Consider the following 12395-nt stretch of genomic DNA (forward strand, 5'->3'; position numbering starts at 1 on the left):
GGCGGAAGGAGCAAGCGATGCACGACGAGCCGCGGCCGGGCTTGGCGCCCCCTGAGCACTCCCCCGCCTACCAGGGTGAACCCGTCCTGATCACCGTCGACGGACAGGACTTCCGGGTCCGGCGGCGTGCCGACTCCCCCGGCACGTACGACTTCGACTGGCTCACCGGGCCGCACCCGTACGGCTTCGGCCTGAGCCAGCCCGGCCACGAGCTGACCCGGCCTGAGCTGGAGCGGCACATCCGCGACTTCCTCGACCAGATCGACCCCGCCACGGGATACCTGGGCGACTGACCGCCAACGTGCAACCTTCCACCGGGCTCGCCACGACAAGGAGATGACAGCAGCCGGTTGGCAGAGGAGCAGGATGCGGCCCGACCTCGAACGGGAGTACGTCGAGTACGTGACGGCGCGGCTACCCCGCCTGCACCGCACGGCGTACCTGCTGTGCGCCGACGCCTTCCAGGCCGACGACATCGTGCAGGCGACCCTCACGGCGCTCTATCTGAACTGGTCGCGGGCCGTGGGGGCCGACAACCTCGACGGGTACGTGCACCGGATCCTGATGCGGCGTTACCTCGACGAGCGGCGTCGCCGGTGGTCGCGGGTGCTGCTCGGCGACCGGGTCCCGGAGCTGACGGCGGCGCCGGACGGCGACGTGGAGGCGCGCGACGAGCTGGTGACGGCGTTGCGGGCGTTGCCGAAGGGGCAGCGGGCGGTCGTGGTGCTGCGCTACTTCGGGGACCTGTCGGTCGAGGCGACGGCGGCGGCGCTCGGCTGCTCGACGGGCAACGTGAAGAGCCAGTGCGCGCGGGGGCTCGCCGCGCTCCGGGAGGCGCTCGGCCCCCGGCATCCGGTCGGTACCGCGAACACCACGAAGGGTCGATGATGGACGAGGAAGAGCAGCTGCGGGAGCGGCTCGCGGCGGTCGACGTGCCGGCGAGCCGGATCGAGGTGGAGGCCCTGCTCGGGGCCGGACGCCGGGCCGCCTTTCGCCGCCGCTCGCTCCGGGCGTCCGGCGGGGTCGCCCTGGCCACGGCGGCGCTGCTGGCGGTGCCGTCGGCCCTGACCGGCGGGACGGGCCGACCGGCGGACCGGTCGGCCCTCGGGACGGCCGCCACCACCCCGGCGGCGACCACCCCGGCCGCGACCAGCCCGGCGAGGGCCACCCCGGCCGCGACCACGCCGGCGAGGGTGACACCGCCGGCCACGCCCGCCACCGCGGTGGCCGACCCGGCCACCGGCTGCCGCCCGGCCGAGCTGCCCGTGCCGCCGGGGATGCGGAGCGTCGAACCCGCCGCGGTGGACCCGACCGGCCGGTACGTCGTGGGCAACGGCAGCGTCGGGCAGGACTTCCGGCCGATCCTGTGGACCGACGGGAAGCCGCGGGCGCTGCCGGTGCCGGGGACCTCGGTCCAGGCCACCGCCGTCAACGCCGGTGGCGTCGTGGTCGGCCTGGTCCAGAACGGCAGCCAGGAGTACGTCGCCCGCTACGCCGACGGCGTCTGGACCCGGCTGCGTACCCCGCCGGGAAAGTGGCACCCGTACCCGACGCCGAAGATCAACCGAGCGGGCGATGTGGTGATCAACGTGGAGCCGAGCGGAAACTCCGGCGGCGAGGGCAGCTTCGCCCTGCTCTGGAAGGCCGGCTCGACCACGGCGGTCCGGCTGCCGCTGCCGGCGGGGGCCAACGTGCACGACATCACCGACGACGGCACGTTGGTCGGCGGCACCTACGCCGACGGCGTCGGGGTGGCGGCGTACGTCTGGAACCAGCGGGGGGACGGCCGCAGGTTGGCGGTGCCGGCCGGCCAGACCGGCCTGGCGTACGCGGCGCAGGGCGACTGGGTGACCGGCGGGGCCTGGCCGTCGGAGTCCGTCGCCCGGTGGAACCTCCGCACCGGTCAGGTGATCGTGGGTCCCCGGTGGACGCACGGTGCCGGCTCGGAGCCGTACGGACCGGGTACGGCGGTGAACGCCTCGGGTTGGGCGGTCGCCCTCGGCACCGTGTTGCGGGCCGAGGAGCCGGTCGAGTTGACCCTGCCCGACGGGCAGATCGGTCGGGCGGCGGACGTGTCGGACGGCGGGCTGGTGGTCGGTTCGGCGTTCACCGACCCGGGCAGCCGCCACCTGGGGCCACGCGCCTGGCGGTGCTGAGCGGGCGGCGTACCGGATGCGGTGCGCCCGCTGCGAGGTGACGGCCGGGGGGCGACCGCCACCTCGCGTGCGCCGTGGGGGGTACGGCGCTGCGGGGCCCGGCACCGTACGGTGCCGGATCGCCGCCGCCGGGGCGCGGGGGGGGGTGCGCTCGCCCGGCGGCGGAGTCCTCAGCGGGTGGGGCGGGCGGTGGATCGGTGGTCGGCGCCGGTGGTGGGCCGGCTCTCCGGCGCGCTCGGCCGGGTCTCCGGCCGGCCGGTGGACTTGGTGGCGGGGCGGGCGGTCGGGGCGTTGCCCTTGTCGGCCTTCTGCGCGACCAGCAGGGTGTCGCAGTAGGCGGCCACCTTCTCCCGGTCACCGGCGGTGGTGACCAGGACCGAGAAGGCGGGGTTCTCCAGCGCCTTGCCGGGGTTGTCGCCGGCACCGGCCCGGTACGCGCGGCAGAGGCCGACCAGCGACGGCGAGGGGCTGCCCTTCGGGGCCGGCGCGGTCGACGGCCTGCCCCGGTCCGCGTCGGCGGGCCTGCCGGTGGCGTGCGCCGCCGCCGGCTTCGGGGTGCCGCCGGTCAGCGGGGTGGGGAGGGCGCCACCGGCGGCGGCGAGGGCCACCCCGCCGGTGGCGGTCACGGCGAGCACCGTGGCACCGGCCTTGAGGGTGAGCAGTTTCGCCAGGGCGGTCTCAAGCATCGCGGATCTCCATGTGGGGGGTGGTGAACGGACGCGCCGAGGGGGCGGCACGTCCACCCGGCGGGGCCGCCGGGTGCGGAGAGGGCGCGGGATCCTCGCGCCCTTCTCGTGGCTCTCAGCGCCCGCACCGCGCCGGATGTCACACCGGCGACCAGCGGGTACGGTGGGCTACCGCGCGAGCACGCCGCGTCCGCCGGGACGGCTCACCGGCGACCTCCGGCGTCCCCGCCGAGCAGCCCGATCGGGATCTGCAACGCCCCGGCCACCAGCATCATCAGGTCGGCGACGAGGAGTGCCGTGGGTTGCGATGGCCCCGACAGCAGAACGGGGATGCCGAGCAGGGCCAAAAGGACGATGGCCACCCCGCCGGCCGCGTACCCGGGGGTCCGCCGGCCCCGGGCGATCGGCCCGCGCCCCCACCGCAGCGCGCCCAGCGCGGCGAGCGCGCAGAGCACCGGCACCCCGACCAGCAGCGCCGGCCGGGGTGACCGCCACGCGCCGAACAGCACCGTGAGGGCCAGCCCGAGCAGCGCGACCTGGAGGACCCAGAGGGCACGACGAGGCATGCCGCGCTCGTACCCCCTGGTGTTCCTCCACAAACGACGGACGGCGGCGGGACGGACCGGCCTCAGCCGCGGTCGGTGTCGCGCATCCAGAGCGGCAGGGCGCGGGTGTCGTCCTGGCCGTGTCCGTCGGCGTGGGCGGCGTCGCCGACGCCGACGGCCGCCTCGACCAGCGGCAGCCGCGGCTCGGCGGCGAGACAGAGCCGCAGGTCCTTGCTGAGCATGTCGACGGTGAAGCCGGCCGTCGGTGGCGCTCCGGCCGACAGGATCTGACGTACGCCGGGGAAGGCGGCGCCGAGCGGGCCGTCGGCGATCAACTCGTCCACCACGTCGGCGGGCAGGTCGAGGGTGGCGGCCAGGCGCAGCGCGTCGCCGATGCCGGCCAGGGCCAGACCGAGGGTGAGATTGCGGACCAGCTTCGCGGCGCTGCCCGCCCCGGTCGGGCCGACGTGCCGCACCTGCTCCGGGTCACCCCAGAGGTCCAGCAGCGGGCGGGCCACCGCCACGTCGGCGTCGGCGCCACCGGCCAGCACGCCGAGGGTCCCCTCGGTGGCCGGGCCGACCGACCCGTACACCGGCGCGTCGACGTAGCGCAGGCGGTGCTCGCGCAGCCGGCCGGCCATCCGCCGGGAGGCGTCCGGGCCGATGGTGCTGGCGTCGACCACCAGGGTGTCCGGCGCGGCACCCGAGGCGACCCCGTCCGGCCCGAGCAGCACCCGCTCCACGGCGTCCGGGTCGGCGAGCATCAGCACCACCACGTCCCGGCCGGCGGCGGCCTCGGCGGGGCTGCCGGCGACCGTGGCGCCGGCCGACCCCAGGGCCTCCGCCTTGCCGGGACTGCGGTTCCACACGGCCAGGTCGTGACCGGCGGCCAGCACGTGCCGGGCCATCGGGGTGCCCATCCGTCCCAGGCCGAGGAAGGCGACCCGCAGTCGCCGGGAATCGTCAGTCATGCCGCCAGTCAACCGCACCCCCGGCCGTCCCGCCCGGCGGACGAGGCCGTCGAGCAGGATCCCCCGCCCGCCCCGGCGACGGCGTGAGCACCGAGGGTGACCAGGGCGGATGTCGCGTGTTATTCTCCGGCGTCGATCTACATCCGCGCGGACCCGTCCCGGGTCGCTGCCGGAAGGACCGCCTCTCCCGATGCCGGCCGTTGCCGTTTCGACCGCTCCGCCGACCGCGCTCGACCGGCCGGCGGGCGGCGCGTTCGGTCTGGTCTTCACCACGCTGCCGGCGCTGCTGCGGGTCACCTGCGGCCTGGCCGGCGCGGCGGTCGCCCTGGCGGTACGCACACCCCCGGTCCGGCCGTGGCTGCTGCTGCCCGTGGTGGCCCTGCTGACCGCCTGGTCCGTCGGGTACGCCGTCCGTGCCCTGCGGCACGGCGTCGGCCCCGCCCTGGTCGCCGGTGACGTGGCGCTGACCACCGCCACCTGCCTGCTGATCCCGTGGCTGGTGGCGCCCGAGGTGCTCCCCGGCGAGGGCAGCTGGGTGGCGGTGCTGGCCAGCACCACGGTGATCAACACCCAGGCGACCGCGCCGGCCCGCTGGTCGGTGCCGGCCGGGGTGCTGCTCACCGCGGCCTACGTCACCGGGGCGTACGCCGCCGGCAACCCGGCCGAGGGGCGGGCCCACGCGATCACCCTGCTGGCGCAGACCGTCTGCACGGCGATGATGACGCAGGTGATGCGCCGCCGGATCGGCCGCGCCGACCGGGCCTTCGCCGACTACCAGCGGCTGGCCCGCGAGGCGCTGGTGGCCCGGACGGCCCGGCAGGAGGAGCGCCGGCAGAACCGCGACCTGCACGACACGGTGCTCGGCACGCTGACCATGGTCGGCCTCGGCGCGGTCGCGCCCGGGTCGGCCACGCTGCGCGCCCGGTGCGCCGCGGACCTGCGTACCCTCGCCCGGCTGGCCGACGCCCGGTCCGCGCCGGTCGACGCGCCGGTCGCGGTGGACGCCCTGCTCCGGGCCGTGCTGGACCGCCACCCCGAGCTGCCGGTCGACGCCGACCTGCCGGCGTGCACGGTTCCCGGCCCGGTCGCCGAGGCGTTGACCGAGAGCACCGCCGCCGCGCTGTCCAACGTCACCCGCCACGCGCCGCACGCCGCGGTCACGCTACGGCTCACCGCCACCGCGCACGGCGTGGCGGTGGAACTGGCCGACGACGGTCCCGGCTTCGACCCGTCCGCCGTACCGGCCCACCGGTACGGCCTGCGCGAGTCGGTGCACGGCCGGATGGTCGCGGTCGGCGGGGCCACCACCGTCGAGTCCTCCCCCGGCGCGGGCACCCGGATCCGGCTGGAGTGGCCCCGTGCCGGCTGACCTCGCCGTCGACCCGTGGCCCGCCGACCAGCGACCGGCCGGTGCCCCGGAGGCAGCCGGCGTCCCCGGACCGGCCGGCACCCCTGGCGGGACCGGCGCCCCCGGACCGGCCGGCACTTCTGGCGCGACCGCCGTCCCCGGGCGGGCCGGGGTCCTCGGGTGGACCGGTGATCCCGGGCCGGCGGGCGTCGCCCCGGCTCCCCGGTGGCCCGGACGGCCGGGCGCGGTCGCGGCGGCGCACCCCGGCAGGTCGGAACCGGACGCGGCGGCCGGCGACCCCGCGGCCGTGGCCCGCGCCTCGGACCGGGGCGCCCGGGTCGCCGCGGTCGCGATCGCGTTGGGCTGGCACGTGGCGGTCGGGCTGCCCGGCCTGCTGGCCGCCGGCCCGCAACTGCCGGACGCGCCGCTGGCCGGCGCGGCCTGGCTGCTCGTCGCCGGGATCGGCCTGCTGGCCGGCTACCGCCTGCTGCGCGCCGATCCGCTGCCGGCCGTGCCGGTGGCCGGGCTGCTGCTGGTGTGCGACGCGGCGGTCTTCGCCGCGGTCGGCGACCGGCACCTGTTCGCCGCCGCCAACTGGGTGTGGAGCGGGCTGGGCTGGTTCCTGCTGCTCGCCGTCTGGGGGCGGCGTACCTCCCGGCTGCTCCTGCTGCTCACCGCGCATTCGGCCATCGCCCTGGTGACCCTGGTCGCCCGCGGGGTCAACGCGCCGGCCGACCTGGCCCGGTTCGCCATGTACGTCTACGGCACCTCGTCCTTGCCGGTAGCTGTCTTCGTCGGCGCCGCGGCAATCGCCGGGATGGCCCGGGAACGGGCGGGCACCGCCGCCGCCGCGCTCGCCGTGGAGGCGGAACGGGCCGCCGCGGAACGCGCCCGGCGGGACCGGCAGGCCCGGCTGGCGCTGGTCAGCGCCGCGGCCGGGGCGGTCCTCGACGACCTCGCGCAGGGCCGCGCCGACCCGGGCGACCCGGTGGTGCAGCGACGCTGCGCGACGGCCGCCGCCCGGCTGCGCCGGCTGATCGCCGAGTCCGACGACGTGCCGGATCCGCTGCTGCACGAGCTGCGCGCCGCGGCCGACCTGGCCGAACGCGGCGGCCTGACGGTCGACCTGGTCAGCGTCGGCGTGCCACCGCCGCTGCCGGTACCCGTGCGGCGGGCGCTGGCCGACCCGCTGACCACCGAGCTGGCGGGCGCCCGGGACTGGGCCCGGCTGACCGTGGTCGCCGGCCCGGACGAGGTGACCGTCGGCCTGGTCACCCCGGACCGGGAACCCGGGGACGGGGACGGCCCGCCGGCGCCAGGTGTCGACGACGAACAGGTGGACCACGTGCACGAGCGGGACGGGGGGATCCGGTGGACGCAGACCCGATGGCGGAAGGGGTGACCGGCGTACCGCCGGTGGGAGTGGCGATCGTGGACGACCACCCGGTGGTGATCGACGGGGTGCGGGCGTGGCTGGCCACCGAGCCCCGGCTGCGCGTACTGGCCACCGGGGACGATCCCGACGAGGTGCTGCGGGCCGCCCCGGAGGCCGACGTGGTCCTGCTGGACCTGCGACTGCACGGGCGGATGGTGCTCGACCGGCTGGCCGAGCTGAGCGCCGCCGGCCGGCGGGTGGTGGTCTACTCCGAACACACCGAGCCGGCGACGATGCTGGCCGCCCTGGACGCGGGCGCGGCGGCGTTCCTGGCCAAGCACGAGGGGCGGGAACACTGCGTGGCCACCGTGCTGGCGGCGGCGCAGGACCGCCCGTACGTGCCGCCGGCGCTGGCCGGGGCGATGGTCGGTGACCCCCGGCCGGACCGGCCGGCACTGTCCGACAAGGAGCGCGAGGCGCTGCTGCTCTGGTTCCAGTCGATGTCGAAGGCGTCGGTGGCCCGGCGGATGCGGATCAGCGAGCACACCGTGAAGCAGTACGTCGACCGGGCCCGGATCAAGTACACCCGGGCGGGCAGACCTGCCCGTACCAAGGCCGCGCTGCTGGCACGGGCGATCGAGGACGGCCTGGTCCGTCCGGAGGACATCGGCATCTACCGGTCACATGCGGCCGCTGACCGGCCGACCCCCTAACGGCGGTCATGACACCCGGTACCGCTCTCCGCCACACTCGATGACAGAGGCCAGCTCTTCCCGGGAGGTCGTGCGGATGCCCGAGAACTCGTCGCCCTTCTTCATCGGGCCGCACCGCTTCGACGCCACCGAGGACAGCCGCGGTCCCCTCCTCGACCGGCGGTACGCGCTGGTCCCCGAGCCCGGCGAGCAGCTGATCGGGCAGCACCGGTTGCGGGTCTGCGGCTACCTGCTCGGCCCGACGGTGACCTCCCGCCAGTGGACGCTGCCGGCGGCGGCGACGGTGACCGTCACCGACCGGCGGGTGGCGTACGTCTGCGCCGGCTCGGAGCTGGCCCTGGTCTCCGGGCGGGACGGCCCGGTCGGCGCCCGGCACCGGCGCCCGGCCCGGCCGTCCCGCCTGGTCAGCGGCGAGGTCCGCTGGCAGTGGCCGTCCCGGCTGGAGCTGCTGGCCGACGACGGTGACCCGGGCGGCACCGCGGAACTGCTGGTGGTCTGCGACGCGCTGCGCACCATCCGCCAGCCGGCGCTGGCGCTCGGCGGGCCACCCGCCGTCGTCACCGAGCTGGGCCGGCAGGTCCGGCGGGCCGTCGCCACCTTCCGGCTGGTGCACCCGGAGCTGGTGGACCTCTCCCCGCCGGAGCGGGACGAACTGTCGACGCGGCTCACCGCCGCGCCGTGCGCCGGCCGGGTGACCCTGCCGGGCGCGCTGCCGGTGGAGTTCCTGTCCCGCGACGACTACTACCGCCCGTACGCCGACCCGGAGCCGGCCTGGCCGCTGCGGACGGCGACCGGTTCCGGCGGGCAGCGGCGGGGCCGCCCGGGGTCCGCCTGCTGACCGGCGTCCCCGCGTCGGGGGCGGCCCGGGTGCGGTTGCCGACCGGCGTCCCCGCGTCGGGCGGCCCGCTCAGGAGGTGGTGGTGCGGCGGCCCCGGCGGTCCAGCTCGACGGCCTGCTCCAGGGTGGGCGCGCTGCCGCCGAGGTGTGCCGGCAGCCACCAGGTGTCGTCGGGGCCGGCGGGCTGGTCCGGGTACTCCCGCTGGGCCCGGTCGACCAGCGCGCTCAGCCGCGACTTCAGGTCGACGGTCATGGCGTTGGCGTCCGGGTACGCCGCCGGGTCCATCGGCTCGCCGATCAGGATCGTGATCGGGGTGTGCCGGCGGGTCAGGGTCTTGGGTCGGCCCTTGGTCCAGAGCCGCTGGGTGCCCCAGAGCGCCACCGGCAGCACCGGCACCCCCGCCTCCTGGGCCATCCGGGTGGTGCCGCTCTTGAGCTCCTTGACCGTGAACGACCGGCTGATCGTCGCCTCCGGGAAGACGCCGACCACCTCGCCGCGACGCAGCGCGTCCACCGCCGTGTTGTAGGAGCCGGCGCCGGCCGCCCGGTTGACCGGGATGTGCTTCATGCCGCGCATCAGCGGGCCGGAGACCTTGTGCGCGAACACCTCGTGCTTGGCCATGAACCGGACCAGCCGGCGGGACTCGTGCGCGCCGTAGCCGCAGAAGATGAAGTCCAGGTAGCTGACGTGGTTGCTGGCCATCACCGCGCCGCCGGTACGGGGCACGTGGTGGCTGCCCTCGACGGTCAGGCGCAGGTCGAGGACCCGGAACATCGTCTTGGCGGCGGTGATGACGGGCGGGTACACGAGTTCCGGCATCCGGCAACTTTACCCCGCGTAGGTTACGGCACCGTAGGGGCGCGGGGCCGGCGCTGGCGTGAACCTCGCCGGACCCGGCGGCGAGCAGCCGGTCGCCCGGTTACCGTCGGCACATGCCCGACCTCGCCGCCGTCGTCATCCACTGCCGCGATCCGTACCTGCTCGCCGCGTTCTGGAGCGAGGTGACCGGGCTGCCGGTGGCCGAGGAGGACCGGGTGAAGCTCACCGACCGTACGCTCGGGCCGACCGAGTCGGTGCTGCTGCGCGACCCGCACGGCCACCGTCTCGACGTGTGGATCAGCCCCACGCCGGAGCTGGCGGCGCCCGGCCGGATGCACCTGGACCTGGTCGGCGACGCCGAGGAACGGGCCGCCGTGCTGGACGCGGGCGCCACCGTGGTCCGGGAGCTGCCCGGCTGGACCGTGCTGGCCGATCCGGAGGGCAACGAGTTCTGCCTGCACCCCCGCGGCTGAGGGTCGGAGAGGCCCGCGTCGGGCCCCTCCGACATCCGGTCAGGCGGCCAGGTTGTGCAGGTCGAGGCGGCCTCGGGCGAAGGCGTCCACCCGGCCCCACCGGCCCGGGATGTCCAGCACCTCGATCCGGCCCATGCCCACCGGCAGCCGCGGGTCGACCGCGAGGTGCCCCTCGTGCGGCTCCAGCCCGAGCATGGTGCGGATCAGCAGCAGCGGGGTGCCCGTCGACCAGGCCTGCGGGCTGCACGCCGTCGGGTACTCCACCGGGAACTTCGTCAGCTCCCGCTGGTAGCCGCCGAACGCCTCCGGCAGCCGCCCGTCGAAGTAGGTGGCCGCGTCGAGGATGCCGCTGGCGATCGTGGCCGCCTCCTCGGCGAAGCCGTACCGGCGCAGCCCCCAGGCGATGAAGGAGTTGTCGAACGGCCAGATCGTGCCGTTGTGGTAGCCGATCGGGTTGTACCGGACCTCGCCCTCGGCGAGCGTACGCACGCCCCAGCCGGAGAAGAGCCGCGGCCCGACCAGGTGCTGGGCGACCTGCTCGGCGCGGGCGTCGTCGACGATGCCACTCCACAGCAGGTGGCCGATGTTGGAGCTGAGCGTCGACACCTGGCGGCCCTGCGGGTCCAGCGCCAGCGCGTAGTAGCCGCCGTCGTCGACCCACCAGTCCCGGTTGAAGCGCTCCTTCAGCTCGGCCGCCTCCCGTTCGAGCTGGTCGGCGTAGCCGGGGTCGCCCCAGAACTCGCGGGCCATCCGCGCGGCGCGCACCTTCGCGTCGTACGCGTAGCCCTGCACCTCGCAGGTGGCCCGGGGGAACCCGGGCAGGGTGCCGTCGCGGTAGGAGATGGAGTCCCAGGAGTCCTTCCAGCACTGGTTCTCCAGGCCGGTGTCGGTGTTGCGCCGTTCGTACCAGATGTAGCCGTTACCCACGAGGTCGGCGTAGTCGTCGATCCACCGCAACGCCGCCCGGCACTCCGCCTCCAACTCCTTGACCAGCGCGACGTCCCCGCTCCACTTCTCGTACTCGTCGAGCAGCACCACGAACAGCGGGGTGGCGTCGACCGAGCCGTAGTAGGGCGAGTGCGGCTGCTCCTCGAAGGCGGCCGTCTCGCCGTACCGCATCTCGTGCAGGATCCGGCCCGGGTCCTCGTCGCGGAAGTCGTCGAACCGGGTGCCCTGCAGGGCGCCCAGGATCCGCAGCGTGGTCTTGGACAGCTCCGGCGCGAACGGCAGCACCTGGAGGCAGGTGAGGATGCTGTCCCGGCCGAACATGGTCATGAACCAGGGCAGCCCGGCGGCGGGCAACGTCTGGCCGCCGAGCGACAGCGGCGAGAAGCGCAGCGCCGCCAGGTCCACGATGCTGCGCCGGTAGGTGGCGGCGACCCGGCCGTGCTCGCTGTTCACCTTCGGCGCCTTGGCGATCCACTCCTCCAGGTCGTTCTGCAGGGCGAGCCGCTCGGCGCCGTGCGCCCGCAGCCCCATCCGCAGGTCCCGGCCGCCAGGGCCGACCGCGAACGTCTGCACGTCGATGTCGGCGTCCCACTGCTGGTTCGGCTCCAGGTGCACCGAGTACGCGAAGCCGCGCTGGTCGTACCGGGCCGGCTCGGACGAGGAGATCACCGTCTCCCGGCGGAAGTTCCCCCGGCGGTAGCCCAGCCGCAGCCGGTCCGCCTCGGCCTCGGTGTAGAGCTCGCCCTTCTTGTTCAGGATCTCGTCCTTGACCTGGAACAGGTCGGCGAAGTCGGAGGCCGCCTCCATGCGGATCTCCAGGTCGACCGGCTTCTCGTCGTGGTTGAGGATGGTCAGCCGCTCCCGGAAGCTGCCGCCCACCGCCCGCTCCCGGATGATCGACAGCTTGGCGTCGACGTAGTGCGTCGCCATCCCCGGCACCAGGAAGAAGCGGGCCTCGTAGTACTGAAGGTCGTCGTAGGAGAGCGCGTTGAGCCGTTCCCCGTTGACGGTCAGCACCCACTTCGACAGGTATCGGATGTCGAGGGAGAACAGGCCGGTCGGCTCGCTCGGCGTCGCCTCGATGTCCCCGGTGTCCTCACAGACCACGAAGGTGTTGCCGTCCAGGATCCGGACCGTGTTGCTCGTAGCCATCAGCACATCTCCCTCTGGAACGCGCGGCGCGGACCCCGCGAGTCCGCCGGGCCGGGGAACAACCGCTCGACCTGGAGCACCAGCCGCAGGTCGCCGGCGACCGTCATGTCGCCGCGGAGCAGGGCCGCGATGGCGTTCTCCTCGCCCGCGACCAGGTCACCGAAGAGGCGGGGGGCGGTGCCCACCACCGTGTCGGCCTCCCGGTCTTCCTGGGTGACCTCCAGCCGGCCCCGGTCGATCTGCAACAGCCAGTGCGTGGTCTGCGCCCCCTCGTGCAGGTCGAAGCGCAGGGTTCCCGAGGTCTTCGCCAGCAGGGGCTCGTACCCCCGCCGGTCCAGGTCCTCGAAGAACCGGGTGGTCGCGTCCACCAT

At 75.4% G+C, this 12395-nt stretch carries 14 protein-coding genes; 8 read left to right on the forward strand and 6 right to left on the reverse strand.

Going from position 1 to position 12395, the window contains the following annotated elements; genetic code table 11:
* Positions 1–17: 17 nt before the first annotated feature.
* From GA0074704_RS25570 to GA0074704_RS25580, 3 genes are all read left to right on the forward strand, one after another.
* Complete coding sequence (locus tag GA0074704_RS25570) at positions 18–293, forward strand: hypothetical protein (protein ID WP_197697574.1); 276 nt, start codon at positions 18–20, stop codon at positions 291–293.
* 73 nt (positions 294–366) lie between these two features.
* Positions 367–888, forward strand: a complete 522-nt coding sequence (locus tag GA0074704_RS25575) for a SigE family RNA polymerase sigma factor (RefSeq protein WP_088972842.1) — start codon at positions 367–369, stop codon at positions 886–888.
* Positions 885–2156 carry a hypothetical protein gene (locus GA0074704_RS25580; RefSeq protein WP_157743798.1) on the forward strand — a complete coding sequence of 424 codons (1272 nt, stop codon included), beginning with the start codon at positions 885–887 and terminating at the stop codon, positions 2154–2156. The genes GA0074704_RS25575 and GA0074704_RS25580 overlap by 4 nt, the downstream gene beginning before the upstream one ends.
* A gap of 170 nt (positions 2157–2326) precedes the next feature.
* Here GA0074704_RS25580 and GA0074704_RS25585 read toward each other — a convergent pair whose 3' ends face one another.
* The 3 genes from GA0074704_RS25585 to GA0074704_RS25595 form a co-directional block, all read right to left on the reverse strand.
* The gene (locus tag GA0074704_RS25585; protein WP_088972844.1) at positions 2327–2842 is read right to left on the reverse strand and encodes a hypothetical protein; all 516 of its coding nucleotides are present in this window, start codon (positions 2840–2842) and stop codon (positions 2327–2329) included.
* Between the two features lie 203 nt (positions 2843–3045).
* Entirely contained in the window at positions 3046–3408 is a 363-nt protein-coding gene (locus GA0074704_RS25590) for a hypothetical protein (protein WP_088972845.1), read from the reverse strand.
* Between the two features lie 62 nt (positions 3409–3470).
* Positions 3471–4358, reverse strand: a complete 888-nt coding sequence (locus GA0074704_RS25595; protein ID WP_088972846.1) for an NAD(P)-dependent oxidoreductase — start codon at positions 4356–4358, stop codon at positions 3471–3473.
* Between the two features lie 190 nt (positions 4359–4548).
* On the opposite strand from GA0074704_RS25595, the gene GA0074704_RS25600 reads away from it, so the two are divergent.
* The 4 genes from GA0074704_RS25600 (at position 4549) to GA0074704_RS25615 (ending at position 8632) form a co-directional block, all read left to right on the forward strand.
* The gene (locus GA0074704_RS25600) at positions 4549–5727 is read left to right on the forward strand and encodes a sensor histidine kinase (RefSeq protein ID WP_088972847.1); all 1179 of its coding nucleotides are present in this window, start codon (positions 4549–4551) and stop codon (positions 5725–5727) included.
* Positions 5728–6013: 286 nt separating this feature from the next.
* Entirely contained in the window at positions 6014–7108 is a 1095-nt protein-coding gene (locus GA0074704_RS25605; protein WP_157743799.1) for a hypothetical protein, read from the forward strand.
* The gene (locus GA0074704_RS25610; RefSeq protein ID WP_088972849.1) at positions 7078–7794 is read left to right on the forward strand and encodes a response regulator transcription factor; all 717 of its coding nucleotides are present in this window, start codon (positions 7078–7080) and stop codon (positions 7792–7794) included. Before GA0074704_RS25605 ends, GA0074704_RS25610 begins: the two co-directional genes overlap by 31 nt.
* Before the next feature lie 76 nt (positions 7795–7870).
* Positions 7871–8632 (forward strand): hypothetical protein, encoded by a 762-nt coding sequence (locus GA0074704_RS25615; RefSeq protein ID WP_088973976.1) that lies wholly within the window; start codon positions 7871–7873, stop codon positions 8630–8632.
* A gap of 69 nt (positions 8633–8701) precedes the next feature.
* Here the strand turns inward: GA0074704_RS25615 and GA0074704_RS25620 are convergent, their stop codons facing one another.
* Positions 8702–9451, reverse strand: coding sequence for a lysophospholipid acyltransferase family protein (locus GA0074704_RS25620; RefSeq protein WP_088972850.1), 750 nt, complete (start codon positions 9449–9451; stop codon positions 8702–8704).
* Between the two features lie 113 nt (positions 9452–9564).
* Here GA0074704_RS25620 and GA0074704_RS25625 point away from each other — a divergent pair, with 113 nt between their 5' ends.
* Positions 9565–9924 carry a VOC family protein gene (locus GA0074704_RS25625; protein WP_088972851.1) on the forward strand — a complete coding sequence of 120 codons (360 nt, stop codon included), beginning with the start codon at positions 9565–9567 and terminating at the stop codon, positions 9922–9924.
* A gap of 39 nt (positions 9925–9963) precedes the next feature.
* Here GA0074704_RS25625 and GA0074704_RS25630 read toward each other — a convergent pair whose 3' ends face one another.
* The gene (locus GA0074704_RS25630; RefSeq protein WP_088973977.1) at positions 9964–12024 is read right to left on the reverse strand and encodes an amylo-alpha-1,6-glucosidase; all 2061 of its coding nucleotides are present in this window, start codon (positions 12022–12024) and stop codon (positions 9964–9966) included.
* A complete protein-coding gene (locus GA0074704_RS25635; protein WP_088973978.1) occupies positions 12024–12395 on the reverse strand; it encodes an SCP2 sterol-binding domain-containing protein in 372 nt (123 codons plus the stop codon). The genes GA0074704_RS25630 and GA0074704_RS25635 overlap by 1 nt, the downstream gene beginning before the upstream one ends.

Source organism: Micromonospora siamensis, from assembly GCF_900090305.1.
GTDB classification, from domain to species: Bacteria; Actinomycetota; Actinomycetes; order Mycobacteriales; family Micromonosporaceae; genus Micromonospora; species Micromonospora siamensis.

What these genes read in the sequence shown, in the direction of transcription:
- GA0074704_RS25615 (WP_088973976.1), top strand. Translation starts at nt 7,871, where the DNA reads ATGCCCGAGAACTCGTCGCCCTTCTTCATCGGGCCGCACCGCTTCGAC.
- GA0074704_RS25585 (WP_088972844.1), bottom strand. Translation starts at nt 2,842, where the DNA reads ATGCTTGAGACCGCCCTGGCGAAACTGCTCACCCTCAAGGCCGGTGCC.
- GA0074704_RS25580 (WP_157743798.1), top strand. Translation starts at nt 885, where the DNA reads ATGATGGACGAGGAAGAGCAGCTGCGGGAGCGGCTCGCGGCGGTCGAC.
- GA0074704_RS25575 (WP_088972842.1), top strand. Translation starts at nt 367, where the DNA reads ATGCGGCCCGACCTCGAACGGGAGTACGTCGAGTACGTGACGGCGCGG.
- GA0074704_RS25625 (WP_088972851.1), top strand. Translation starts at nt 9,565, where the DNA reads ATGCCCGACCTCGCCGCCGTCGTCATCCACTGCCGCGATCCGTACCTG.
- GA0074704_RS25635 (WP_088973978.1), bottom strand. Translation starts at nt 12,395, where the DNA reads ATGGTGGACGCGACCACCCGGTTCTTCGAGGACCTGGACCGGCGGGGG.
- GA0074704_RS25590 (WP_088972845.1), bottom strand. Translation starts at nt 3,408, where the DNA reads ATGCCTCGTCGTGCCCTCTGGGTCCTCCAGGTCGCGCTGCTCGGGCTG.
- GA0074704_RS25570 (WP_197697574.1), top strand. Translation starts at nt 18, where the DNA reads ATGCACGACGAGCCGCGGCCGGGCTTGGCGCCCCCTGAGCACTCCCCC.
- GA0074704_RS25600 (WP_088972847.1), top strand. Translation starts at nt 4,549, where the DNA reads ATGCCGGCCGTTGCCGTTTCGACCGCTCCGCCGACCGCGCTCGACCGG.
- GA0074704_RS25620 (WP_088972850.1), bottom strand. Translation starts at nt 9,451, where the DNA reads ATGCCGGAACTCGTGTACCCGCCCGTCATCACCGCCGCCAAGACGATG.
- GA0074704_RS25630 (WP_088973977.1), bottom strand. Translation starts at nt 12,024, where the DNA reads ATGGCTACGAGCAACACGGTCCGGATCCTGGACGGCAACACCTTCGTG.
- GA0074704_RS25595 (WP_088972846.1), bottom strand. Translation starts at nt 4,358, where the DNA reads ATGACTGACGATTCCCGGCGACTGCGGGTCGCCTTCCTCGGCCTGGGA.